General features: G+C 55.6%; 24 protein-coding genes and 1 other RNA gene. 8 read left to right on the forward strand and 17 right to left on the reverse strand.

Annotation, left to right across the window (positions count from 1 at the left end):
• Nucleotides 1-19: 19 nt before the first annotated feature.
• From recJ to xerD, 3 genes are read right to left on the reverse strand one after another with little or no spacing between them, the layout of a single operon-like run.
• On the reverse strand, nucleotides 20-1,753 hold the full coding sequence (recJ, locus tag ACN9MQ_RS18500; protein ID WP_113656427.1) for a single-stranded-DNA-specific exonuclease RecJ: 1,734 nt from the start codon (nucleotides 1,751-1,753) through the stop codon (nucleotides 20-22).
• A gap of 5 nt (nucleotides 1,754-1,758) precedes the next feature.
• Nucleotides 1,759-2,472: a bifunctional protein-disulfide isomerase/oxidoreductase DsbC gene (gene dsbC, locus ACN9MQ_RS18505; protein ID WP_020883731.1), complete on the reverse strand. Its 714-nt coding sequence runs from the start codon at nucleotides 2,470-2,472 to the stop codon at nucleotides 1,759-1,761.
• A 23-nt stretch (nucleotides 2,473-2,495) separates the two neighbouring features.
• Nucleotides 2,496-3,392 carry a site-specific tyrosine recombinase XerD gene (xerD, locus tag ACN9MQ_RS18510; RefSeq protein ID WP_014171511.1) on the reverse strand — a complete coding sequence of 299 codons (897 nt, stop codon included), beginning with the start codon at nucleotides 3,390-3,392 and terminating at the stop codon, nucleotides 2,496-2,498.
• 101 nt (nucleotides 3,393-3,493) lie between these two features.
• Between xerD and fldB the strand changes: the two genes are divergently transcribed.
• Entirely contained in the window at nucleotides 3,494-4,015 is a 522-nt protein-coding gene (fldB, locus tag ACN9MQ_RS18515; RefSeq protein WP_014171513.1) for a flavodoxin FldB, read from the forward strand.
• A gap of 6 nt (nucleotides 4,016-4,021) precedes the next feature.
• On the opposite strand, the gene ACN9MQ_RS18520 is transcribed toward fldB, so the two are convergent.
• On the reverse strand, nucleotides 4,022-4,432 hold the full coding sequence (locus tag ACN9MQ_RS18520) for a protein YgfX (protein ID WP_014171514.1): 411 nt from the start codon (nucleotides 4,430-4,432) through the stop codon (nucleotides 4,022-4,024).
• Nucleotides 4,413-4,679: an FAD assembly factor SdhE gene (sdhE, locus tag ACN9MQ_RS18525; RefSeq protein ID WP_003863437.1), complete on the reverse strand. Its 267-nt coding sequence runs from the start codon at nucleotides 4,677-4,679 to the stop codon at nucleotides 4,413-4,415. The genes ACN9MQ_RS18520 and sdhE overlap by 20 nt, the downstream gene beginning before the upstream one ends.
• Nucleotides 4,680-4,973: 294 nt before the next feature.
• Between sdhE and ygfZ the strand changes: the two genes are divergently transcribed.
• Nucleotides 4,974-5,954, forward strand: coding sequence for a tRNA-modifying protein YgfZ (gene ygfZ, locus ACN9MQ_RS18530; RefSeq protein ID WP_020883730.1), 981 nt, complete (start codon nucleotides 4,974-4,976; stop codon nucleotides 5,952-5,954).
• Nucleotides 5,955-6,063: 109 nt separating this feature from the next.
• Here ygfZ and trhA read toward each other — a convergent pair whose 3' ends face one another.
• Nucleotides 6,064-6,723, reverse strand: coding sequence for a PAQR family membrane homeostasis protein TrhA (gene trhA, locus ACN9MQ_RS18535; RefSeq protein WP_014171517.1), 660 nt, complete (start codon nucleotides 6,721-6,723; stop codon nucleotides 6,064-6,066).
• A 266-nt stretch (nucleotides 6,724-6,989) separates the two neighbouring features.
• Here trhA and ACN9MQ_RS18540 point away from each other — a divergent pair, with 266 nt between their 5' ends.
• Nucleotides 6,990-7,721 (forward strand): MurR/RpiR family transcriptional regulator, encoded by a 732-nt coding sequence (locus ACN9MQ_RS18540; RefSeq protein WP_020883729.1) that lies wholly within the window; start codon nucleotides 6,990-6,992, stop codon nucleotides 7,719-7,721.
• Between the two features lie 116 nt (nucleotides 7,722-7,837).
• Nucleotides 7,838-9,271, forward strand: a complete 1,434-nt coding sequence (bglA, locus tag ACN9MQ_RS18545; RefSeq protein WP_020883728.1) for a 6-phospho-beta-glucosidase BglA — start codon at nucleotides 7,838-7,840, stop codon at nucleotides 9,269-9,271.
• Nucleotides 9,272-9,307: 36 nt separating this feature from the next.
• Here bglA and ACN9MQ_RS18550 read toward each other — a convergent pair whose 3' ends face one another.
• The 8 genes from ACN9MQ_RS18550 to ACN9MQ_RS18585 all read right to left on the reverse strand — a co-directional run bounded on the left by ACN9MQ_RS18550 (nucleotide 9,308) and on the right by ACN9MQ_RS18585 (nucleotide 19,376).
• The gene (locus ACN9MQ_RS18550; RefSeq protein WP_014171520.1) at nucleotides 9,308-10,051 is read right to left on the reverse strand and encodes an SDR family oxidoreductase; all 744 of its coding nucleotides are present in this window, start codon (nucleotides 10,049-10,051) and stop codon (nucleotides 9,308-9,310) included.
• Nucleotides 10,052-10,125: 74 nt separating this feature from the next.
• The gene (gene gcvP, locus ACN9MQ_RS18555) at nucleotides 10,126-12,999 is read right to left on the reverse strand and encodes an aminomethyl-transferring glycine dehydrogenase (protein WP_020883726.1); all 2,874 of its coding nucleotides are present in this window, start codon (nucleotides 12,997-12,999) and stop codon (nucleotides 10,126-10,128) included.
• Nucleotides 13,000-13,124: 125 nt separating this feature from the next.
• Nucleotides 13,125-13,514: a glycine cleavage system protein GcvH gene (gcvH, locus tag ACN9MQ_RS18560; RefSeq protein ID WP_014171522.1), complete on the reverse strand. Its 390-nt coding sequence runs from the start codon at nucleotides 13,512-13,514 to the stop codon at nucleotides 13,125-13,127.
• A 23-nt stretch (nucleotides 13,515-13,537) separates the two neighbouring features.
• A complete protein-coding gene (gene gcvT, locus ACN9MQ_RS18565) occupies nucleotides 13,538-14,632 on the reverse strand; it encodes a glycine cleavage system aminomethyltransferase GcvT (protein ID WP_020883724.1) in 1,095 nt (364 codons plus the stop codon).
• A 430-nt stretch (nucleotides 14,633-15,062) separates the two neighbouring features.
• Nucleotides 15,063-16,265 (reverse strand): FAD-dependent 2-octaprenylphenol hydroxylase, encoded by a 1,203-nt coding sequence (gene ubiI, locus ACN9MQ_RS18570; RefSeq protein ID WP_032680331.1) that lies wholly within the window; start codon nucleotides 16,263-16,265, stop codon nucleotides 15,063-15,065.
• Nucleotides 16,266-16,277: 12 nt separating this feature from the next.
• Nucleotides 16,278-17,456 carry a 2-octaprenyl-6-methoxyphenyl hydroxylase gene (gene ubiH, locus ACN9MQ_RS18575; protein WP_032678928.1) on the reverse strand — a complete coding sequence of 393 codons (1,179 nt, stop codon included), beginning with the start codon at nucleotides 17,454-17,456 and terminating at the stop codon, nucleotides 16,278-16,280.
• A complete protein-coding gene (pepP, locus tag ACN9MQ_RS18580) occupies nucleotides 17,453-18,766 on the reverse strand; it encodes a Xaa-Pro aminopeptidase (protein WP_284942735.1) in 1,314 nt (437 codons plus the stop codon). The genes ubiH and pepP overlap by 4 nt, the downstream gene beginning before the upstream one ends.
• Before the next feature lie 31 nt (nucleotides 18,767-18,797).
• Nucleotides 18,798-19,376 (reverse strand): YecA family protein, encoded by a 579-nt coding sequence (locus ACN9MQ_RS18585; RefSeq protein ID WP_025203274.1) that lies wholly within the window; start codon nucleotides 19,374-19,376, stop codon nucleotides 18,798-18,800.
• A gap of 168 nt (nucleotides 19,377-19,544) precedes the next feature.
• Between ACN9MQ_RS18585 and zapA the strand changes: the two genes are divergently transcribed.
• The 3 genes from zapA to ACN9MQ_RS18600 all read left to right on the forward strand — a co-directional run bounded on the left by zapA (nucleotide 19,545) and on the right by ACN9MQ_RS18600 (nucleotide 20,721).
• Nucleotides 19,545-19,874 carry a cell division protein ZapA gene (gene zapA / locus ACN9MQ_RS18590; RefSeq protein WP_006811891.1) on the forward strand — a complete coding sequence of 110 codons (330 nt, stop codon included), beginning with the start codon at nucleotides 19,545-19,547 and terminating at the stop codon, nucleotides 19,872-19,874.
• Between the two features lie 41 nt (nucleotides 19,875-19,915).
• Nucleotides 19,916-20,099: non-coding RNA, 6S RNA (gene ssrS, locus ACN9MQ_RS18595), on the forward strand.
• Nucleotides 20,100-20,124: 25 nt separating this feature from the next.
• Entirely contained in the window at nucleotides 20,125-20,721 is a 597-nt protein-coding gene (locus ACN9MQ_RS18600) for a 5-formyltetrahydrofolate cyclo-ligase (RefSeq protein ID WP_047356720.1), read from the forward strand.
• A gap of 45 nt (nucleotides 20,722-20,766) precedes the next feature.
• Here the strand turns inward: ACN9MQ_RS18600 and serA are convergent, their stop codons facing one another.
• Together serA and rpiA are read right to left on the reverse strand one after the other, a co-directional pair.
• Nucleotides 20,767-21,999: a phosphoglycerate dehydrogenase gene (gene serA / locus ACN9MQ_RS18605; protein WP_014171529.1), complete on the reverse strand. Its 1,233-nt coding sequence runs from the start codon at nucleotides 21,997-21,999 to the stop codon at nucleotides 20,767-20,769.
• A gap of 272 nt (nucleotides 22,000-22,271) precedes the next feature.
• Nucleotides 22,272-22,931 carry a ribose-5-phosphate isomerase RpiA gene (gene rpiA, locus ACN9MQ_RS18610; RefSeq protein WP_014171530.1) on the reverse strand — a complete coding sequence of 220 codons (660 nt, stop codon included), beginning with the start codon at nucleotides 22,929-22,931 and terminating at the stop codon, nucleotides 22,272-22,274.
• A 127-nt stretch (nucleotides 22,932-23,058) separates the two neighbouring features.
• On the opposite strand from rpiA, the gene argP reads away from it, so the two are divergent.
• Entirely contained in the window at nucleotides 23,059-23,952 is an 894-nt protein-coding gene (argP, locus tag ACN9MQ_RS18615) for a DNA-binding transcriptional regulator ArgP (RefSeq protein ID WP_008499727.1), read from the forward strand.
• 47 nt (nucleotides 23,953-23,999) lie between these two features.
• Here argP and ACN9MQ_RS18620 read toward each other — a convergent pair whose 3' ends face one another.
• On the reverse strand, nucleotides 24,000-24,740 hold the full coding sequence (locus tag ACN9MQ_RS18620) for an oxidative stress defense protein (RefSeq protein ID WP_025203272.1): 741 nt from the start codon (nucleotides 24,738-24,740) through the stop codon (nucleotides 24,000-24,002).
• Nucleotides 24,741-24,796 lie beyond the last annotated feature (56 nt).

Here is a 24,796-nt window from a genome sequence, read left to right on the forward strand (position 1 = left end):
TTTATAGAGATTACTGCCGCTAAATTGGCCAGATATTGTCGATGATGATCTGAAGGGTGCGGTTACCGCGGAACTCGTTTATATCCAGTTTGTAAGCCAGCTCAACTTCGCGCACGCCGTTGTCCGGCCAGACAGCGGTATCGACGTTAAAGGCAATACCGTCCAGCAGCGGGCCACCGCCTACAGGCTCGACCATCACTTTCAGATGGCGCTCACCAACAATGCGCTGTTGCAGCAGACGGAAGCGGCCATCGAACAGGGGTTCCGGGAACATCTGCCCCCACGGCCCTGCATCCCGGAGCATCTGTGCCACTTCCATCGTCATCTCAACCGGCGTGAGTTCGCCGTCGGAAACCACTTCGCCCTGCAGCAGGGCCGGGTCAATCCAGTCGGTGACCAGCTCGCCGAACAGACGCTGGAACTCGTCGAACTTCGCCTCTTCCAGCGACAAACCTGCCGCCATGGCATGGCCGCCGAACTTGAGCATCAAACCCGGGTAGAGGGTATCCAGACGCTCCAGCGCATCGCGCATGTGCAGCCCCTGAATCGAACGCCCGGAGCCTTTGAGGGTGCCATCACCAGCTGGTGCAAACGCAATGACCGGGCGGTGGAAACGCTCTTTAATACGCGAAGCCAGAATGCCCACCACGCCCTGATGCCACTCAGGGTGATACATCGCCAGGCCGCCCGGCAGCGTATCGCCGCTGCGTTCCAGTTTTTCGCACAGGGTCAGCGCTTCAACCTGCATTCCCTGTTCAATTTCTTTACGGGTCTGGTTCAGGGCGTCCAGCTCATTAGCCAGCACGCGCGCTTCACCAATGTTGTCGCACAGCAGCAACGCGACGCCAACGGACATGTCGTCCAGTCTGCCGGCCGCGTTCAGGCGAGGCCCCAGGGCGAAGCCCAGATCGCTTGCCGCCAGCTTGAGCGGATCGCGGTTAGCAATCTCAAGCAGCGCTTTGATACCGGGACGGCATTTGCCCGCCCGGATGCGGCTTAAGCCCTGCCAGGTCAGAATACGGTTATTGGTATCGAGCGGCACCACGTCTGCGACGGTCCCCAGTGCGACCAGGTCGAGATACTCGGCCAGGTTCGGCACGGCAATACCGCGGGCGTCGAACCAGCCCTTATCACGCAGCAGCGTGCGTAACGCCAGCATCAGATAAAATGCCACGCCGACGCCTGCGAGTGATTTCGACGGGAAATCGCAGTCGCGCAGGTTCGGGTTGATGATCGCTTCCGCGGCAGGCAGCGTTTCACCCGGCAGGTGGTGATCGGTAACCAGCACCGGGATCCCCAGCTGATGCGCATGATCGACGCCCGCATGGGAAGAGATCCCGTTGTCTACGGTCAGGATCAGCTGTGCACCGCGGGCATGGGCCTGATCGACCACTTCCGGGCTGAGGCCGTAACCATCTTCAAACCGGTTCGGCACCAGATATGTCACGTTGTCGCAGCCCAGCGCGCGCAGGCTCAGCACGCTCAGCGCGGTACTGGTTGCGCCATCAGCATCAAAATCCCCCACCACCACAATGCGCGTACCTTCACACAGCGCGTTGTAGAGTATTTCTGTGGCTTTTTCGATGCCGTTTAACTGCTGCCATGGCAACATCCCTTTAACGCTGCGCTCAAGGTCGGCAGCGGTACGCACGCCACGGCTGGCGTAAAGCCGCTTTAGCAGCGGCGGGAGGTCGTCAGGCAAATCAGCAAGTTCAACCGCCTCGCGGCGGCGCAGTTTTATTGGGGCTTTCACGCGAATTATTTACCACCAAATTGTTTCTGGTGCGCGTCGAGGAACTCTTTCATCTCTTTAGGTCCCTGATAACCCGGAACAACATAGCCGTTGCTCAGGACAATCGCTGGCGTACCGTTCACGCCAAACTGCACACCCAGCGCGTAGTGGTTAGCGATATCAATGTCGCAGGATGCAGGCTGCACGCCTTTGCCATTCATCGCGTCATCAAAGGCTTTGTTGCGGTCTTTCGCACACCAGATAGCTTTCATATCCTGCTCTGGCTTGCTCTCAACGCCCGCGCGCGGGAAGGCCAGATAACGCACGGTGATCCCCAGCGCGTTGTAATCTTTCATCTCTTCATGGAGCTTATGGCAGTAGCCACAGGTGATGTCGGTGAAGACGGTAATGACGTGTTTTTCCTGCGCCGCTTTATAAACGATCATCTCTTTTTCGAGCGCGTTCAGGTTTTTCATCAGCAGCTGGTTGGTTACGTTGACCGGCTGTGCACCGCTCACGTCGTACATTGGCCCCTGAATAATGTGTTTTCCGTCTTCGGTCACGTACAGCACGCCGCTGTTCGTCAGAACCGTTTTCATGCCGGCAACCGGTGCAGACTGGATATCACTGCTGGTGACGCCTAGCTTCGCCAGAGACTGTTTGATAGCGGCGTCATCCGCATGGGCAAAACCAGTAAATGAGGCTGCCAGCAGGGTGAACAGCGCGAAAGACTTTTTCATATAAGATCCTAATTCGTCGGCACTCACGCTCGTGGGTGGTGCTGTTGGTGTAGCTGCCGCAGCCGTTCCGTCGCGACATGGGTATAAATTTGGGTCGTGGAAAGATCGCTGTGTCCCAGCAGCATCTGCACCACGCGCAGATCGGCGCCGTGGTTCAGCAGATGCGTCGCAAAGGCATGACGCAAAACGTGTGGCGAAAGCTTTTCACTGTCGATACCCGCCAGTGTGGCGTAATGTTTGATGCGATGCCAGAACGTTTGCCGCGTCATCTGTTGTGCGCGCTGGCTGGGGAACAAGACGTCGATTGAAGCGCCATTAAGCAACCATGGACGACCGTGCTCCAGATACGTTTCCAGCCAGTACACCGCCTCTTCACCCAGCGGCACCAGCCTTTCCTTGTTTCCTTTACCGATTACGCGAACCACGCCCTGACGAAGGCTAATGTCGCTCATCGTCAGGCCGACCAGTTCAGAAACACGCAAACCGGTAGCATACAATAGCTCAAGCATGGCTTTATCGCGTAACTCCAGCGGCAGGTCAACTGCGGGTGACTGTAATAATCTCTCAACTTGTGCTTCGCTGAGATCTTTCGGCAGCCGCTGCGGGAGTTTCGGGGAGGCCAGGAGCGCGCTGGGATCGTCTTCGCGAATTTTCTCACGGTTGAGGTGCTGGAACAGCCGACGCATTGCGCTGAGCAAACGTGCGGAACTGGTGGCCTTGTAGCCCCCTTCCATCCGCTCGCCCAGCAGCGCCTGCAGGTCGTCGCTTTGTGCGTTCGCCAGCGACAGCCCGCGGTGCGCCAGCCACTCCACCAGCATGGTGAGATCGCGCCGGTAGGCACTGAGCGTATTCTCGGCCAGGTTCTTCTCCAGCCACAGTGCATCGAGAAACTGTTCGATGAGTGCGAGATCCTTTTCCACATCAGCCCCTTTGATTCTGCAGTCAGGCCATTATGCCTGATTGCTACCGGTTTCTGGTACACTACGCGCAAAGTCAAAGCAAGAATTGAGATAGTCACACGATGAATATTGGTCTGTTCTATGGTTCCAGCACCTGCTACACCGAAATGGCGGCAGAGAAAATTCGGGACATCATTGGCCCGGAACTGGTGACGTTGCATAACCTGAAAGATGACGCGCTTACGCTGATGGAGCAGTACGACGTGCTGATCCTCGGCATCCCGACCTGGGATTTCGGCGAAATACAGGAAGACTGGGAAGCCATCTGGGACCAGCTTGATACGCTTAACCTCGACGGCAAAATCATTGCCATGTACGGCATGGGAGATCAGCTGGGTTACGGTGAGTGGTTCCTGGACGCACTCGGCATGCTGCACGACAAACTGGCACCGAAGGGCGTCACGTTTATCGGTTACTGGCCAACCGAAGGGTACGAGTTCACCAGTAAGAAACCGATTATTGCCGATGGGCAGCTGTTTGTCGGGCTGGCACTGGATGAAACCAACCAGTACGATCTCAGCGATGAGCGCCTGCAAAGCTGGTGTGAGCAGATTCTGGGCGAAATGGCAGAACAGTTTAGCTAACGCGAATTACTCCTGCGTCAGCTGCTGTAATAACATCCGACGCAGGTCCCGCCACTCAGCGCTATCCATACTGTCCGCGGCCAGCCACAGATGCTGGCGACGCCCGCTGTCCACGCTACGTAGCCGCAGCATCATGCCGGAAGCGATCATCCAGGGCATACCGAGAATTTCCCACTCTTTTCCCTGCCAGCGCAGGCGGGAATCCATCAGTAATTTGATCTCCCCCTGACGGGCATGAATGCGGCGCTGGCTGCGCACGCTGTCAAACACCACAAACGACAGCAACAGCAGCCACAGAGGCGTATAGCTAAGCGGCCACGGCATCAGTAACACAAAGGCCGCGACCAGGCCGTGGAGCAACAACGACATCCACTGCGAGCGCCACGAGACGCGAAGGTCAGATTGCCACAGGACCACGTTCCTGATTCCGTGTTTGAATTAATTGCACCATCCGTTGCAACTCGGTGTCGGCGGGTTTGCCGTGATTCATCAGCCAGTTAAATAAATCAGGATCGTCAGACTCAAGCAGGCGAACAAACAGACGCTTATCATCATCGCTTAAGCTGTCATACTCATATTCGAAGAAAGGCATGATGGAAATATCAAGTTCACGCATGCCGCGACGGCACGCCCAGTGAATACGGGCCTTGTTGTTAATATCCATGTTCTGTTTCCTGCATTACGTTTGGCACAGTCGGCACCCCGTCCAGTGTTCTTGATTTCTCTGCGGGGACACCAGCTAGTGTAACGTGTTTTTGACCGTTTCTTTACTGGAATATTGCGAACCACGAGCGCGCTTCCACAATAAACCCTATAAAGACAGCGGATTACACTATTTTGCGTGGCGCTACGCATAACCGGGTTATGGCACAAATGGCCTGTTGAAAGCGCTTGCAATGCCAGCAGGCTCTTTTACCATTAGGCATTATCAAAGCGTTAAGCAATTCAGGATATCGTTATGGCTTTTACACCATTTTCTCCTCGCCAGCCCGCCGCCTCTGCGCGTCTGCCGCTGACGCTTATTACTCTTGATGACTGGGCGCTGGCGACACTCACCGGTGCAGACAGCGAAAAATACCTGCAGGGCCAGGTAACCGCCGACGTCAGCCAGATGGACGAACATCAGCATCTGCTGGTCGCACACTGCGATCCAAAAGGGAAGATGTGGAGCAACCTGCGCCTGTTCCGTCGTCAGGAGGGTTTTGCCTTTATTGAGCGCCGCAGCCTGCGGGACGCGCAGCTCACCGAGCTGAAAAAATACGCGGTCTTCTCAAAAGTCACTATCGCCGCGGATGATGAACACGTTCTGCTGGGCGTGGCAGGCTTCCAGGCCCGTGCGGCGCTGAAAAATCTGTTCAGTGAACTCCCGGATGCCCAGAAACAGGTCGTCAGCGAAGGCGCAACGTCTATTCTGTGGTTTGAACACCCGGCGGAACGCTTTCTGTTAGTCACGGATACCGCGACCGCCGAACGCGTCACCGAGGCGCTGCGTGGTGAAGCCCAGTTTAATAACAGCCAACAGTGGCTGGCGCTGAACATTGAAGCCGGTCTGCCGGTGATTGACGCCGCAAACAGCGGGCAGTTCATTCCTCAGGCCACCAACCTGCAGGCGCTGGGTGGCATTAGCTTTAAGAAAGGGTGCTATACCGGCCAGGAGATGGTGGCACGCGCCAAATTCCGCGGAGCCAACAAACGCGCACTGTGGACCCTGGCGGGCCACGCCAGCCGCGTGCCTGACGCTGGTGAAGATTTAGAGCTGAAGATGGGCGAGAACTGGCGCCGTACCGGCACGGTGTTAGCCGCAGTTCAACTGGATGATGGCCGCCTTCTGGTGCAGGCCGTCATGAACAACGATATGGAAGCCGACAGCGTGTTCCGCGTGCGTGACGATGCTAATACACTGAGCATTGAGCCACTGCCGTATTCGCTGGAAGAGTAAGGCGTCATTGCCCGGCGACGAGATAAAAAAACGGTAACCTGACGGTTACCGTTTTTTTTGCTTACTCTCACGAAGAGAGGGCGGAGGCAAGAAGATCAACGTTCTGAAATTAAACCTGCCCCACATAGAGATAAATCGCTAAAAAGTGGCACACGCTACCGCCCAGCACAAACCCATGCCAGATAGCATGATTGTACGGGATACGCTTGCAGACATAGAAAATGACGCCCAGCGAGTAGACGATGCCCCCAACGGCCAGAAGCGTCACGCCCCCTACCGCCAGCTTGATCGCCAGTTGATAAACCACAATCAGCGAAAGCCAGCCCATCGTGAGATAGGTCACCAGCGACAGCACCTTAAACCGGTGCGCAATGGTCAGCTTAAACAGGATCCCCAGCAGCGCCAGGCTCCAGATAACAATCATCAGGCCACGCGACAGCGGCGAGTTAAGACCCACCAGCAGGAAAGGCGTGTAGGTCCCTGCAATAAGAAGATAGATAGCGCAGTGGTCGAATTTCTTGAGCCAGATCTTGGCCCGTTGATGCGGGATAGCGTGGTACAGCGTCGACGCCAGGAACAGCAGGATCATACTCCCGCCATACAGACTGTAGCTGGTGATGGCCATTGCGCTGGCATTCGTATCCACCGCCTGCACCAGCAATAACACTAAACCGACAATCCCAAAAACCAGGCCAATACCGTGGCTAATACTGTTGGCTATTTCCTCAGCCAGCGAATATCCCTGTGCAATTAATGGTCTGCTCACCATACAAAACTCCGGGAAAACTAACGATGAATATTCATCACCTGTCTATGCTAACTGAGAATGATTCCAGTGAACACCTGTTAGCTAAAATAATTTCACAAACATAATTTTTATCTATAAATCATGTACATAAACAAATTATTCACCTAACATTTGTTCACATTAAAATTTAATCATTAAGAATCAAGGGCATAAAATTGGATCCTGCCGACTTGCTGCATGTTATGATGGATAAATGATGTCTGAATGAGAGTTTCGCCATTGTGAGTATGTTCACCCACGCAGCCATTGCCAGTCTCAATAATCTGGAAATGATGGTCTACAACTATGTCATTAAAAATCGTGACAAAGTCATGTACATGACCATCCGCGAGCTGGCGGATGCGGCTGGCGTCTCAACGACCACTATCCTGCGCTTTTGCCGCAAACTCAACTGCGAAGGCTACTCTGAATTCCGCGTGCGCTTTAAGCTCTATTTAGAGCAGAACGAACCTCAGCAGGCAAATTTTGGTGCCAGTGAAATTATCAGCTTCTTTAAAGGCGTTAATAACGAAGAGTTCGATGCTTTATTAGATGAGGCGGTCGATATTATTTTATCTTCCGAACGTATTATATTTGTCGGCGCGGGCACGTCTGGCTCGCTGGCAAAATATGGCGCACGCTTCTTTTCGAATATCGGTAAATTCAGTAACCACATCGACGATCCTTATTTCCCGGTCACCAATGATATGGCTAAAAACGCACTGGCGATTGTGCTGTCAGTATCCGGTGAAACCGAAGAGATCCTGCGCTTTGCCAGCCAGTTTAGCCTGCATCGCTGCAAAGTGCTCTCCATTACCAGCCACGAGCACTCGCGCCTGGCAAAGCTCGCGGACTTTAACCTCTCCTGGCATGTCCCTCAGATGCGGATAGGCGGCGTGTACGATATCACCACACAAATACCCGTCATCTATATTCTCGAATCGCTTGGCCGGAAACTGGCGAAGAAACTGACAGAATAAAACACCCTGTTTTTTCGATGTGACAAATTACATTTTCAGCGAATTGTTATATCGTGACATTTAATTCCGCTTTGCTAGACTCGAACGCAATATGTCATTTACTGAGAATAGCAGCGATGAAAAAACTTACCCTACCAAAAGACTTTTTATGGGGCGGCGCAGTGGCCGCTCACCAGGTTGAAGGCGGCTGGAACAAAGGCGGTAAAGGGCCGAGCATCTGCGATGTCTTAACGGGCGGTGCGCACGGCGTGCCGCGCGAAATCACGCAGGAAGTCGTGCCGGGGAAATACTATCCGAACCACGAAGCTATCGACTTCCATGGCCATTACAAAGAAGACATCAAACTGTTTGCTGAGATGGGCTTCAAATGTTTCCGCACCTCTATCGCCTGGACGCGTATCTTCCCGAAAGGGGATGAAACACAGCCGAATGAAGAAGGCCTGAAGTTCTACGACGACATGTTCGATGAGCTGCTGAAATACAATATTGAACCGGTCATTACCCTCTCCCACTTCGAAATGCCGCTGCACCTGGTGCAGGAGTACGGCGGCTGGACCAACCGTAAAGTGGTGGATTTCTTTGTGCGCTTCGCGGAAGTGGTGTTTGAGCGCTACAAAAATAAGGTCAAATACTGGATGACCTTTAACGAGATCAACAACCAGCGTAACTGGCGTGCGCCGCTGTTTGGCTACTGCTGCTCAGGCGTGGTTTATACCGAGCATGACAATCCGGAAGAGACCATGTACCAGGTGCTGCACCACCAGTTCGTTGCCAGCGCGCTGGCGGTGAAAGCGGCGCGTCGCATTAACCCGGAAATGAAAGTCGGCTGTATGCTGGCAATGGTGGCGCTCTACCCGTTCTCCTGTAAACCAGAGGACGTGATGTTTGCACAGGAATCCATGCGTGAACGCTATGTCTTTACCGATGTCCAGCTGCGCGGTTACTACCCATCCTATGTGCTTAATGAATGGGAACGCCGTGGCTTCACCATCCATATGGAAGCGGGTGACGAGGAGATCCTGCGTGAAGGCACCTGTGACTATCTGGGCTTCAGCTATTACATGACCAACGCCGTGAAAGCGGAAGGCGGTACTGGCGATGCTATCTCAGGCTTTGAAGGCAGCGTACCGAACCCGCATGTGAAAGCCTCTGACTGGGGCTGGCAGATTGACCCGGTGGGTCTGCGCTATTCCCTGTGCGAATTGTACGAGCGTTATCAGAAACCGCTGTTTATCGTGGAAAACGGCTTTGGCGCCTACGACAAAGTAGAAGAAGACGGCAGCATCAATGATGACTACCGCATCGACTACCTGCGTGCGCACGTGGAAGAGATGATGAAAGCCGTCACGTATGATGGTGTGGATCTGATGGGTTATACCCCGTGGGGCTGCATCGACTGCGTGTCGTTCACTACCGGCCAGTACAGTAAGCGCTACGGCTTTATTTATGTGAACAAGCACGACGACGGTACCGGCGATATGTCACGCTCGCGGAAAAAGAGCTTTAACTGGTACAAAGACGTGATTGCCAGCAACGGCGAGACGCTTTAACGCTTTTCTCCTCTCCCCGATGGGGAGAGGAGACGTTTATTTCCCACCCGCCAGTTCAATAAAACTTCCCGTCACATACGAGGCTTTCTCGCTCAGCAGCCAGACAATCGCCTGCGCCACCTCTTCCGGCTGACCGCCACGCTGCATAGGCAGCATGGATTTGACCCTATCCACCCGGCCCGGCTCACCGCCAGATGCATGAATCTCGGTGTAAATCAGCCCGGGACGCACGCAGTTTACGCGGATCCCTTGCGCTGCCACTTCCAGCGATAATCCCGTCGTCAACGAATCGACAGCACCTTTGGACGCGGCGTAATCCACATATTCACCCGGAGCACCGAGGCGCGATGCCGCGGATGACACGTTCACGATCGCGCCGCCTTTGCCACCATGTCTGAACGACATGCGTTTTACCGCTTCGCGGCAGCAGAGGAAATAACCGGTCACGTTCGTGGCTAACACGCGGTTGATCCGTTCAGCAGAGAGGTGTTCAATCGTGGATTGTTCAAACAGGATCCCGGCGTTGTTCACCAGTGCGGTAAGCGGTCCGGCTTCACGATCGATACTGTCGAACATTGCCAGCACCTGAGCTTCATCACTGATATCTGCACGCACGGCAAACGCGTTACCCCCCGCGTCGGTAATCATCGTGATCACATCCGTCGCGGCTTTAATGTTGTGGTGATAGTTCACCGCCACGGTGTAGCCTTCGCGCGCCAGCTGCAGCGCGGTAGCTTTACCAATACCGCGGCTGGCGCCGGTGACCAGTGCAATTGCCATCTATGTCTCCTTATAAAAAAAGCCGGGTAGCGTTAACGCTGACCCGGCCTGTACACATTATAACCGCGGAACGATTACTGGTATTCGCTCATTGGCACACAAGAGCAGAACAGATTACGGTCACCGTAGACGTCATCGAGACGTTTCACGGTCGGCCAGTATTTGTTTGCTATGCCAGCCGGGAACACCGCCTGCTCACGGGTATAACCGTGCTCCCACCCGGAGACCAGCTCATTCTGGGTGTGCGGTGCGTTAACCAGCGGGTTATCAGCCAGCGTCCACTCACCGGCTTTCACGCGGTCGATTTCAGTGCGGATAGCCAGCATCGCGTCAATAAAGCGGTCCAGCTCAACTTTGCTTTCAGACTCGGTGGGTTCAACCATCAGCGTACCCGCCACCGGGAACGACATGGTTGGCGCATGGAATCCGTAGTCAATCAGACGCTTAGCAATATCCAGCTCGCTGATACCGGTCTCTTCTTTCAAAGGACGGATATCGAGGATGCACTCGTGCGCCACGCGACCATCACGGCCCGTGTAGAGCACCGGATACGCTTCTTTCAGACGCGTTGCGATGTAGTTAGCATTGAGGATAGCCACCTGGCTTGCCTGCTTCAGCCCTTCCGCGCCCATCATGCGGATATACATCCAGCTGATGGGCAGGATTGAGGCGCTACCGAACGGTGCCGCAGAGACCGCGCCCTGACGGGTCAACATGCCTTCAATCTGCACTACGCTGTGGCCTGGGACAAACGGCGCCAGGTGTGCTTTCACACCGATTGGGCCCATACCCGGACCACCACCGCCGTGTGGAATACAGAAGGTTTTATGCAGGTTCAGGTGCGACACATCCGCGCCGATAAAGCCCGGAGAGGTAATGCCAACCTGTGCGTTCATGTTCGCACCGTCGAGATAAACCTGACCGCCGAACTGATGGACCACTTCACACACTTCACGGATGGTCTCTTCGTACACACCGTGGGTGGACGGGTAGGTCACCATGATGCAGGAGAGTTTTTCGCCCGCCTGCTCGGCTTTCGCACGCAGATCGGCCAGGTCAATGTTGCCGTTCTTGTCGCAGGCCACTACCACCACTTCCATACCCGCCATCTGGGCAGACGCCGGGTTGGTGCCATGCGCAGAACTTGGGATCAGGCAGATATCGCGATGCCCTTCATTGCGGCTTTCGTGATAGTGACGAATTGCCAGCAGGCCCGCGTATTCCCCCTGCGCCCCGGAGTTTGGCTGCATGCAGAGTGCATCGTAACCGGTCAGCTTCACCAGCCAGTCGGAGAGCTGGTTGATCATCAGATGGTAACCTTCCGCCTGCTCTGGTGGGCAGAACGGGTGCAGCTCGGAAAATTCAGGCCAGGTGATTGGGATCATCTCTGCCGCAGCGTTCAGCTTCATGGTGCAGGAGCCCAGCGGGATCATCGCCTGGTTCAGCGCCAGGTCTTTGCGCTCCAGAGAGTGCATATAGCGCATCATCTCGGTTTCGCTGTGGTAGCGATTGAACACCGGGTGAGTCAGGATCGCATCATCACGCAGCATGCTTTCCTGGATAGAGCGGCTGTCGAGCGCGACATCTTTATCGAGCGTATCAATATCCAGGCCGTGTGCATCGCCCAGCAAGACGTTAAACAGGTTAACGATATCTTCGCGGGTAGTGCTTTCATCCAGGGTAATGCCTACCGCGTTATGGATGTCGCTACGCAGGTTGATCTCTGCCGCGTCAGCACGAGCCAGCACCGCGGCTTTGTCAGCCACTTCAACGCACAGCGTGTCAAAGTAATGGGCGTGGCGCAGTTTCAGGCCTTTCTGCTGCAGACCACAGGCCAGAATATCCGCCAGACGGTGAATACGGCTGGCAATGCGTTTCAGGCCAACCGGACCGTGGAAGACAGCGTACAGGCTGGCGATATTGGCCAGCAGGACCTGCGAGGTACAGATGTTGGAGTTCGCTTTCTCACGACGAATATGCTGCTCGCGAGTCTGCATTGCCATGCGCAGCGCGGTGTTACCGGCGGCATCTTTTGATACGCCGATGATACGGCCAGGCATGGAGCGTTTGAATTCATCTTTTGCGGCAAAGAACGCCGCATGTGGGCCACCGTAGCCCATCGGGACACCAAAGCGTTGTGCAGAACCGAAAACAATGTCCGCGCCCTGTTTACCTGGAGCCGTCAGCAGGACCAGCGCCATAAAATCAGCCGCGACGCTGACAACCACTTTGCGGGCTTTCAGCTCAGCAATCAGTGCGCTGTAGTCGTGAACGTCACCGGTGGTGCCGACCTGTTGCAGCAGCACGCCAAACACATCCTGATGATCGAGGACTTTGTCGGCGTCGTCGACAATCACGTCAAAACCAAAGGTTTCGGCACGGGTACGAACCACATCAAGCGTTTGCGGATGCACGTCCGCTGCCACGAAGAAGCGGTTGGCATTTTTCAGTTTGCTCACGCGCTTCGCCATTGCCATTGCTTCGGCGGCGGCGGTGGCTTCATCCAGCAGTGAAGCGGACGCGATATCCAGGCCGGTCAAATCCAGCGTAACCTGCTGGAAGTTCAGCAGCGCTTCCAGACGGCCCTGAGAAACTTCTGGCTGATACGGGGTGTAGGCGGTGTACCAGCCCGGGTTTTCCAGCATATTACGCAGAATAACCGGGGGTAACTGCACGTTGGTGTAGCCCATGCCAATGTAAGACTTATAGCGCTTGTTCAGGCCGGCAATCGCCTTCAGCTCCGCCAGAGCGGCGAATTCAGTGGTGGCTTCACCCACCTGAGGCGGCGTGGCAAGCTGGATGTCTTTTGGCACAATCTGGCCGATCAGTGCATTTAATGAATCCGCGCCAACTGTCTTCAGCATCTCCTGCTGTTGCTGAGCATCCGGCCCAATGTGACGTTCAATGAAGGCGCCACGGTTTTCAAGCTGGCTTAAAGTCTGTGTCATGAGCGATGGTTCCTGAAACGTGCAGTGAATGTGTTTTCTCCCTCTCCCGGAGGGAGAGGGCTGGGGTGAGGGTGTCGTCGGTTCCCCTCACCCTACCCTCCTCCCAAAGGGGAGAGGGTTAAGGCTTACTCGTTTTCTAACAGCGCTTCGTACGCGGTGGCATCCAGCAGCGCGGCGACCTGCGATTCGTCGCTGGCTTTGATCTTGAAGATCCAGCCGCCTTCATAAGGCTCGCTGTTCACCAGCTCCGGGGAGTCGCTCAGGGCGTCGTTCACGGCAACAATTTCACCGCTTACCGGGGCGTAGATATCAGAAGCCGCTTTTACGGACTCGGCCACGGCGCAGTCATCGCCTGCTTCCACGGATGCGCCGACTTCAGGCAGGTCAACAAACACCATGTCGCCCAGCAGTTCCTGCGCATGCTCGGTGATCCCTACGGTGTAAGTGCCGTCCGCCTCTTTGCGCAGCCACTCGTGTTCTTTGCTGTATTTCAGTTCTGCTGGCACATTGCTCATTGAAGTTCTCCTGATAAAAATGATTAGGCGACCGGCTTACCGGCGCGAACAAAAATCGGTTTGGTCACGTTGACCGGCATTTCACGGTTGCGGATTTGCACCACTGCCGTTTCGCCAATGCCCGCCGGAACACGCGCCAGTGCAATACTGTAGCCCAGCGTCGGGGAGAAGGTACCGCTGGTGATCACGCCTTCACGCGGGTTGCCGTCAGCATCTGTAAAACGCACCGGCAGCTCGCCGCGCAGCACGCCTTTCTCGGTCATCACTAGGCCTACCAGTTGTTCAGTGCCCTTTTCACGCTGCATTTCCAGCGCTTCACGGCCAATAAACTCACGGTCAGCCGGTTCCCAGGCGATGGTCCAGCCCATGTTGGCCGCCAGCGGTGACACGCCTTCATCCATCTCTTGCCCGTAGAGGTTCATACCGGCTTCCAGACGCAGCGTATCGCGCGCGCCCAGACCTGCCGGCTTAACGCCAGCTTCCACCAGCGCACGCCAGAAATCGGCGGCTTTCTCATTCGGCATGGCAATTTCATAGCCCGCTTCACCGGTGTAGCCGGTGGTCGCGATAAACAGATCGCCCGCCTGTACGCCGAAGAACGGCTTCATGCCGTCGGTGGCTTTACGCTGCTCATCGCTGAACAGAGAGGCGGCTTTAGACTGCGCGTTCGGCCCCTGTACGGCGATCAGCGACAGATCATCGCGGACGGTGATGTCGATGGCGTAAGGTTCAGCGTGTTGGGTAATCCAGGAGAGGTCTTTTTCGCGGGTGGCGGAGTTTACAACGAGGCGGAAGAAATCTTCAGAGAAGTAATAGACGATGAGGTCATCAATTACGCCGCCGGAGGCATTCAGCATGCCGGTGTAGAGCGCTTTGCCTGGCGTCTTCAGTTTGGCGACGTCGTTTGCCAGCAGATAACGTAAAAACTCCCGGGTGCGGCTGCCATGCAGGTCGACAATCGTCATGTGTGACACGTCGAACATACCGGCATCGGTGCGCACCGCGTGGTGCTCATCAATCTGCGAGCCGTAGTGCAGCGGCATCATCCAGCCATGGAAGTCCACCATGCGTGCGCCGCATAACACGTGTTGTTCGTACAAAGGAGTCTGTTGAGCCATCTTTTCCTCGTTGAATAAGCAGGGCTGTCTTGCGTTTCGCACACCTGAACAGTGCCACGAAACCCGGCGCCGCGATCGCTTTCTGGACCCCGACGCAAACGTTCTCTTTTACCTGAACTTACCACCGAAACCGGCGATTAACCATAAGGTAAAACGGGTCATCACATTAGCTTATGACCTAAAAACACGAAAAAGCTTACAGAGTTATTCACTGGCAAACTGCGATTAAACCCGCATAAAATTAACATTGCTCTAACAGGATTTAGCAGATGGTGATATTTCATGCGGAAAAACGGGCGGAATTTCCGTAACAAAAAAATAGTAAGATTAGATTTTCTAATGCGAAAAATGCGGTGAAATTAGATTATTTCAAACGAGCGAATTTCCCCGGCGCAGAGGCCGGGAAAACAAAGTGTGACGGGGGTCTATATTAGCGCAGCCAGTCCGGCAGGTCGTTAAGACCCATCGCCTGGCGAAGAAGTTGAGGTTTTACGCCCGGAAGGGTATCGGCAAGTTTAAGGCCGAGGTCGCGCAGCAGTTTTTTCGCTGGATTCGCGCCGGCAAACAGCTCACGGAAACCCTGCATGCCTGCCAGCATCACCGCTGCACTGTGCTTACGGCTGCGTTCGTAGCGACGCAGATAGAGATGCTGGCCGATATCTTTGCCTTCGCGATGCAGGCGACGCAACTCTTCAACCAGCTCTGCCGCGTCCATAAAGCCAAGGTTCACGCCCTGCCCGGCCAGCGGATGGATCGTATGCGCCGCGTCACCCACCAGCGCCAGACGGTGCGCCGCAAACTGACGCGCATAGCGTCCGGTTAACGGGAACACCAGCCGCTCGCTCTCAAGGGTGCATAGCCCAAGACGGTTATCAAACGCGACGCACAGCGCCTGGTTAAACGCCTCGGGAGTCGCCTCCTGCATCTGTTGCGCTTTATCAGGAACCAGAGACCAGACAATCGAACACAGGTGCGGATCGCTCAACGGCAGGAATGCCAGAATGCCGTCATTGTGGAAGATTTGGCGCGCCACCCCACCGTGCGGCTCTTCAGTGCGAATCGTTGCCACCAGAGCATGATGGCGATAGTCCCAGAACGTCAGCGGAATATCCGCCTTGTTACGCAGCCAGGAGTTGGCACCGTCAGCGCCCACAACCAGTCGCGCGGTCAGCATGTCACCGCTTTGCAGGGTGATAAAGGCGTCGTTTTCTCCCCAGGCGACCTGCTGGATTTGCGCCGGTGCCAGCAGCGTGACATCGCTGCAGGACTGCGCTTTTTGCCACAGAGCATGGTGGATAACGGCATTTTCGATGATGTGTCCCAGATGGCTGTAGCCCATGCTTTCATCATCAAACGCGATATGACCAAAGCTGTCTTTGTCCCACACTTCCATGCCGTGATAACAGCTGGCACGCTGCGCCACGATCTCTGACCAGACGCCAAGGTGCGTCAGCAACTTTTCACTGGCCGCATTGATTGCCGAGACGCGCAGTTCCGGCGGCGCGTCCTGCGCGACAGGCTGAGGCACGTTTTGCTCCAGTACCGCAACGCGCAGGCCGCTGCCCTGTAAACCACAGGCCAGCGCCAGTCCTACCATTCCGCCGCCAACGATGGCGACATCAACATTTTGCACGGTGATAACTCCTTAACGCGCGACCCAACCAAGAGTCCGCTGCGCCAGCACGTCACGTGCCGGAATGAATAATTCCATCGCCATTAGCCCAAGATTGCGGCCTGCAACCAGGGGTGCCCAGCGATTGGCAAACAGGTGCACCAGACCATCCGTCACACCAATCGTCGCCTCTTTATCTGCCCGGCGTCGCTTCTGGTAATGGCTAAGCACCGACCAGGCACCACAGTCTTTTTGCTCGCTCCACGCCTGTGAAAGCGTTTCTGCCAGGCTCATCACGTCGCGAAGCCCGAGGTTAAACCCCTGCCCGGCGATGGGATGCAATGTCTGCGCGGCATTGCCGACCAGCGCCATGCGATGGGAGATAGACTGCGAGGCGGTGGTCAGCGACAACGGGTATACGCTCCGCTTTCCCGCGTGGGTAATACGTCCCAGCCGCCAGCCAAAGGCTTTTTGCAGCTCGGTACAAAAACGTTCGTCAGACCAGGTCTGTATCTCAGCCGCGTTGTCCTGCGGATGGCACCACACCAACGAACTGCGATCGTGGGACATAGGCAGCATCGCCAGCGGGCCATGCTGGGTGAAACGCTCAAAAGCGCGGCCGTTGTGAGCGCCCGCTGTCGAAACGTTAGCAATGACGGCCACCTGCCCGTAGGGCTGTTGTCGCCACTCCACGCCGCACTGCGTGCCGAGCGAAGAGCGCGAACCGTTTGCCGCTACCAGAAGCTGGCCTTCAAGGACGGTACCGTTATCCAGCACCACGTTGACCGACGCGTCACTGCGGCTAAAACTGGCCACACGCGCCGGGCAATGCAGAGTCACGCCTGGCGCATCCTTAAGCAGGCGGAACAGGCGTAACCCGACGTCGTGCAGCTCCACGACCCGGCCCAGCGCATCTATACGGTAATCATGCGCATCCAGGGTAACGAAACCGGCATGACCGCGATCGCTGACGTGAACGGTGTTAATCGCCGTCGCGCAGTCGGCTATCGCCTGCCAGATGCCAATGCGTGAGAGTTGCTGACAGGTACCCTGCGCCAGTGCAATGGCGCGGGCATCAAAACCGGGGTGATCAGAGGCCTCTGGCGCAACGGCCTCCACCAGATGCACCGGCAGTTTTCCCTGCGTAAAATGCGAGATGGCCAGTGCCAGCGTGGCTCCGGTCATCCCGCCGCCAACGATAATCACGCTCATACGCGTGCCGCTGCCATCAGCGCCTCGATATCGTCAGCATTTTTCACGACGCTGGCGGTCAGGTTTTCGTTGCCGGTTTCGGTAATGACGATGTCGTCTTCGATACGAATGCCAATCCCGCGGTATGCTTCCGGCACGTCGGCATCCGGCGCGATATACAGCCCCGGCTCAACGGTTAATACCATGCCTGGCTCCAGCACGCGGGAACGATCGGCACCGTATGCTCCCACGTCATGCACATCCAGCCCCAGCCAGTGGCTCAGGCCGTGCATAAAGTACGGACGATGCGCGTTCTCGGTAATCAGGGTATCCACGTCGCCTTTCAGGATACCGAGCTTCACCAGACCGGTGATCATGATGCGCACCACTTCGCCGGTCACTTCCTGAATGGACGTGCCTGGACGGTACAGCCTGAGCGCCGTCTCGAGCGATTCGAGGACGATGTCATACACCGCGCGCTGTGCGGGGGTGAATTTACCGTTCACCGGGAACGTACGGGTAATATCGCCCGCATACCCCTGGAATTCGCATCCGGCGTCAATCAGCACCAGATCGCCGTCGCGCAGCGCACTTTCGTTTTCGGTGTAGTGCAGAATGCAGCCGTTTTCACCGCCACCGACAATGGTGTTGTAAGAAGGATAACGCGCGCCGTGGCGGTTAAATTCGTGATGAATCTCCCCTTCCAGCTGGTATTCAAACATTCCCGGGCGGCATTTCTCCATGGCACGGGTGTGTGCCAGCGCACTGATTTCACCCGCGCGGCGCATCACGTCCAGCTCTTCCGGGGATTTGAACAGACGCATCTCATGCACCACCGGACGCCAGTCCGTCAGGGTGGCTGGCGCGGACAGATTCTGCCTCGAACCTTTGCGCAGCTTATCCAGAGCGGTAAAGACAATCTCATCGGCATACGCATACTCGCCCTGCGCGTGGTAAAGCACATCCAGGCCATTGAGCAGTTGATAGAGCTGCTGGTTGATTTCACTGAATGCCAGCGCCCGATCCACCCCCAGCTTCTCTGGCGCAGCCTCTTGCCCTAAGCGGCGGCCGAACCAGATTTCGGCAGTGAGATCGCGTACGCGGTTAAAAATCACGCTGTGGTTGTGGGTGTCATTACTCTTAATCAGCACCAGTACCGCTTCCGGCTCGTTGAAGCCGGTGTAGTACCAGAAATCGCTGCTCTGGCGATAGGGGTATTCGCTGTCGGCGCTGCGCGTCACTTCTGGCGCAGCAAAAATCAGCGCGGCGCTGCCCGGCTGCATATTGGCCAGCAGCGCCTGACGACGGCGCGAATACTCTTGATTTGAGATAACCATGACACCCTCCTGTGCGTTATTTTTCTTAATGTAAGGTTGGCTTGCGGACTTCCGGCGCGGTCGGCTGCGAACGCGTAAAGTGGTCGTGGCACAGCAAAGCAGCAACGCGAACGTATTCGATGATCTCTTCGAGAGACATTTCCAGCTCTTCCTGGTCTTCGTCTTCATCGTAGCCCAACTGCGCAATGTTACGCAGATCGTCGATCGCCTCACCCGCTTCGCCGGTCACTTTATCGAGTTTCGGCTGCGTGACGCCCAGCCCCAACAGGTAGTGGTTGACCCAACCTGCGAGCGCATCGGCACGATCGAAGACGCTGACGTCATCGCCTTCAGGCAGATAAAGCTGAAAAAGGAAGCCATCGTCTTCCAGCGAATCGCTGATCGCGGAGTGCATTTTACGCACGGCTTCCGCCAGCTCGTGACCAAACGCCAGCCCTTCGTTCGTCAGGTCGTGGATCAGCGGCTGCCATGAGCTGTCGCTGTTTCCGCCGCACAGCATGCCACTGATCAGACCGTGCATTTCCGCAGAGGTTAAACCGACTCCCTGCTGGTTCAGTAACTGGTTTAAATCCTTGTAACCAGGCATTTCGTTCTGTATAGACATGCGCATTCGTCATCGTTGGGAGGAATATTCATGATATGCTACCACTTTGGACCCTGGTGATACCAGAAAAGGGCTTGTATCTTCACATCAGGGTAGCTATAGTGTCGCCCCTTCGCAGCCCCCGGGGCAGTAAGCGAAGGCAGCGCAGTCAATCAGCAGGAAGGTGGCATGTCTGCACAACCCGTCGATCTCCAGATTTTTGGCCGTTCACTGCGAGTGAATTGTCCGCCTGAACAAAGGGATGCCTTGAATCAGGCTGCGGACGATTTGAATCAGCGGTTGCAAGATCTCAAAGAACGCACTAGAGTCACAAATACTGAGCAGCTGGTTTTCATCGCCGCGTTGAACATCAGTTATGAACTGACTCAGGAAAAAGCGAAGACCCGCGATTACGCGGCAAGCATGGAGCAGCGCATTAAAATGCTCCAGCAGACCATTGAACAGGCATTGCTTGATCAAGGTCGCAATCCCGAAAGACCGGGACCAAAGTTTGAATAACACTTCTCAGTTGACTATGGTAGAGTAACTGTGAAGACAAAATTTCTCTGAGATGTTCGCAAGCGGGCCAGTCCCCTGAGCCGATATTTCATACCACAAGAATGTGGCGCTCCATGGTTGGTGAGCATGCTCGGTTCGTCCGAGAAGCCTTAAAACTATGACGACACATTCACCTTGAACCAAGGGTTCAAGGGTTACAGCCTGCGGCGGCATCTCGGAGATTCCCTCTCTTTTTCTTCTACCGACTACCATGACCCAACTCCCTGAAGTCTCTTCCTCACGCCAGGACATCCGTCAGCTCATGCGTCAACGCCGTCGTGCGTTAACTCCCGAACAGCAAGCACAGTTTGCCCAGCAAGGCGCAGCCCGTATGATGGCCTATCCCCCTGTTGTGATGGCGCGTACCGTCGCCCTGTTCCTCTCGTTTGATGGCGAGCTGGATACTCAACCGCTGATAGAACAACTGTGGCGCGCCGGGAAAAGAGTGTACCTGCCGGTGCTGCATCCGTTTAGCCAGGGAAATCTGCTGTTTTTACACTACCATCCGCACAGCGAACTGGTGGTGAATCGTCTGAAAATCACCGAACCAAAACTCGACGTCCGCGACGTCCTCCCCCTCTCAGAACTGGATGTACTGATCACGCCGCTGGTTGCATTTGATGAGCAGGGTCAGCGCTTAGGGATGGGTGGCGGTTTTTATGACAGGACACTGCAAAACTGGCAGCAGTATCATTTACAGCCTGTGGGGTACGCACATGACTGTCAGGGCGTGGAAGCCTTGCCGATAGAGAAGTGGGATATTCCGCTGCCTGCGGTAGTGACGCCGGGCAAAACCTGGCGCTGGTAAAATAAAGCCGGGTAGCGACCCGGCTTTATACTCACAGAAACAGAATCAGTACAGCAGACGGGCGCGAATGGTACCCGGAATAGCCTTCATGCTCTGCAGCGCTTTTTCCGCTACATCTTCGTCCGCTTCAATATCAATCACCACGTAACCCATCTGAGAGTTCGTTTGCAGATACTGTGCGGCAATGTTGACGCTCTGCTCGGCAAAGATCTGGTTGATCGCAGTCAGCACACCCGGACGGTTTTCATGGATGTGCAGCAGACGACGGCCACCGTGCAACGGCAGAGACACTTCCGGGAAGTTCACGGCAGAGAGCGTAGAACCGTTGTCGGAGTATTTGCTCAGCTTGCCCGCGACTTCCAGACCGATATTTTCCTGCGCTTCCTGCGTCGAGCCGCCGATGTGCGGCGTCAGGATCACGTTGTCGAATTCGCACAGCGGAGAGGTGAACGGATCGCTGTTGGTAGCAGGCTCAGTCGGGAAGACGTCAATTGCCGCCCCCGCCAGATGCTTACGCTTCAGCGCATCGCACAGCGCCGGAATATCGACAACCGTACCGCGCGCAGCGTTGATCAGCAGTGACCCCGGCTTCATCAGCGCCAGTTCCTCAGCACCCATCATGTTTTTCGTCGACGCATTTTCCGGCACGTGCAGGCTGACCACGTCGCTCATGTTCAGCAGGTCAGAGAGGTGTTGAACCTGAGTGGCGTTGCCCAGCGGCAGTTTGCTTTCGATATCATAAAAATAGACATGCATCCCCAGGGATTCAGCCAGGATCCCCAGCTGAGTACCGATGTGGCCATAGCCGATGATACCGAGTTTTTTACCACGGGCTTCGTATGAACCCGCAGCCAGTTTGTTCCACACGCCGCGGTGCGCTTTGGCGTTAGCTTCCGGAATACCACGCAGCAACAGCAGCAGCTCGCCAATCACTAACTCCGCCACGGAACGGGTGTTGGAGAACGGGGCGTTAAAGACAGGCACACCGCGTTTTGCGGCGGCATTCAGATCAACCTGGTTGGTACCGATGCAGAAACAGCCGATGGCAACCAACTTTTCCGCCGCGGCAATCACGTCTTCAGTCAGTTGGGTACGGGATCGCAGGCCAATGAAATGGGCATCACGGATGGACGCTTTCAGCTCTTCGGTGTCCAGCGCGCCTTTGTGAAATTCGATGTTGGTGTAACCTGCTGCACGAAGGCTATCAAGCGCTTTCTGATGCACGCCCTCAACCAGCAGGAATTTAATCTTGTCTTTCTCCAGTGATACCTTTGCCATTTACCTTACCCGACCCTGTTTTTGTCTGAACTGATGTTGTGCTGGATTTAAATCCGCTGTAGCCAACATATCAAAAAAAACTATTGCAGCAATATGAACGTTTGCGTCGGCACTCTGAAGAAAAGTCATACAGAGCAAAATGACAGAGGAAAATGCTGTAGAAATTTGCGAATGCGGCAGGATCGGCAAACGAGAGGTAAAAAGCGTGACACAAGTCACCGAATTTAGCTTTTCAAATTTTTTTTAGCGGGGGGAGGTCTCCCCCCATCAGATCATTTTACGATGGTTTGCACGCCATCTGCCGTGCCGATCAGCGCGACATCCGCGCCACGGTTGGCGAATAACCCTACAGTCACTACGCCTGGAATACCGTTAATGGCATTTTCCAGCGCAATGGCGTCGAGAATTTCCAGACCGTGAACGTCGAGGATCACGTTGCCGTTGTCAGTGATGACGCCCTGACGATATTCCGGGCGTCCACCCAGTCTCACCAGTTCACGCGCCACAGCGCTACGCGCCATTGGGATCACTTCTACCGGCAGCGGGAATTTACCCAGGATATCAACCTGTTTTGACGCATCGGCGATACAGATGAATTTATCCGCCACGGAGGCGATGATTTTTTCACGCGTCAGCGCCGCACCGCCGCCTTTGATCATCTGCATATGGCCGTTGATTTCATCCGCGCCATCAACGTAGATGCCAAGACGGTCAACTTCATTCAGATCGAAAACGGTGATGCCAAGGCTTTTCAGCTTTTCCGTGGAAGCGTCGGAGCTGGAAACTGCGCCCTCGATCTGCCCTTTCATCGTGCCCAGCGCATCGATAAAGTGTGCCGCCGTCGAGCCCGTACCAACACCGACAATGGTACCCGGTTGCACATACTGGAGAGCGGCCCATCCTACTGCTTTTTTCAGTTCATCCTGCGTCATGATCGTTTAGCCTGTGGTGTGAAAACGTAGGCCGCATTATAGAACACGTCGGATGGATTTCGTCTGCCACGAAGGGAAAATTGTGTCATAGTGCAGATTAAGCAAAATTAAGGAGTCAGCCAGAGCAATGAAACGTCCGGACTACAGAACACTACAGGCACTTGATGCAGTTATTCGTGAACGCGGTTTTGAGCGCGCAGCGCAAAAGCTTTGTATCACTCAGTCCGCCGTATCACAACGCATCAAGCAGCTGGAAAACATGTTCGGGCAGCCTCTGCTGGTACGTACTGTTCCACCGCGTCCAACGGAGCAAGGGCAAAAGCTCCTCGCCCTGCTGCGCCAGGTTGAACTGCTCGAAGATGAGTGGCTGGGCGACGAACAGACCGGCTCAACGCCGCTGCTGCTCTCGCTGGCGGTGAACGCCGACAGTCTGGCAACCTGGCTGTTGCCGGCCCTTGCGCCGGTGTTAGCGGACTCCCCGATTCGCCTGAATCTGCAGGTTGAAGATGAAACCCGTACGCAGGAGCGCCTGCGACGCGGTGAAGTGGTTGGGGCGGTCAGTATCCAGCCTCAGGCGCTGCCGAGCTGTCTTGTCGATCAGCTGGGCGCACTGGACTACCTGTTTGTCGGCTCAAAAGCGTTTGCCGAGCGCTACTTCCCAAACGGCGTCACCCGCGCCGCGCTGCTGAAAGCCCCTGCGGTGGCGTTCGACCATCTGGACGATATGCATCAGGCCTTCCTGCAGCAAAACTTCGATCTGCCGCCGGGCAGCGTGCCATGTCATATCGTGAACTCGTCTGAAGCGTTTGTGCAGCTCGCACGTCAGGGCACCACCTGCTGTATGATCCCGCACCTGCAGATAGAGAAAGAGTTGAAAAGCGGTGAGCTGATTGACTTAACGCCGGGGCTGTATCAGCGCCGGATGCTCTACTGGCACCGTTTTGCGCCAGAAAGCCGCATGATGCGCAACGTCACCGACGCGCTGCTGGCGTATGGGCATAAGGTGTTGAGACAGGATTAAGGAACAATTCCCCTCTCCTGACGGGAGAGGGGAATTGTGAAGACAGATTACTGCGCTTTTGCCGGCTCAGTCTGCTGACTTTGGGTCGGCTGCAGCTGGAATACCACATCAACCTGATCGTCGAACTGAATCGTCGGCTGCTCATAAGTTTCCTGAGCAGACACCGGCGCCGCGTCGGCCTTCATCATCCGTACCATCGGGCTTGGCTGATAATTTGAGACATGGTAACGCACGCTGTATACCGGACCGAGCTTACTGTTGAACCCGGACGCCAGCTGTTGCGCCTGATGGATTGCATCATCAATGGCAGCTTTACGCGCCTGGTCTTTGTATTTTTCCGGTTGCGCAACGCCCAGTGAGACGGAACGAATTTCGTTCAGACCCGCTTTCAGCGCGCCATCCAGCAACGAGTTCAGTTTATCGAGCTGACGCACGGTTACTTCAACGGTGCGCACGGCACGGTAACCTTTCAGGATGCTTTTACCGTTCTGGTAGTCGTAATCAGGCTGGGTACGCAGGTTGGCAGAGCTGATGTCTTTTTTAGCGACACCGTTCTGCTCCAGGAAAGAGAGATATTGCGCAACACGATCGTCAGCCTGCTTCTTGGCAGAAGCGGCATCTTTCGCGGCCACGTTCACTTCAATTGCCAGCGTTGCAACATCGGGTACCGCATCCACGCTTGCGGTGCCTGAAGTGACGATGTGCGGGCCATCAGGCAATTCACTTGCCTGCACCGACACCGCACCTAAACTCACTAATGCCGCCAGGGCCATCACTTTAAACTTCACTGTCATTCCTCCATGTTGCGAAGAGTGCCCAACAACAGGGCGCATGCCAGCAAGCT

This window comes from Enterobacter sp. R-25 (assembly GCF_049913205.1).
Taxonomy (GTDB): Bacteria; Pseudomonadota; Gammaproteobacteria; order Enterobacterales; family Enterobacteriaceae; genus Enterobacter; species Enterobacter ludwigii.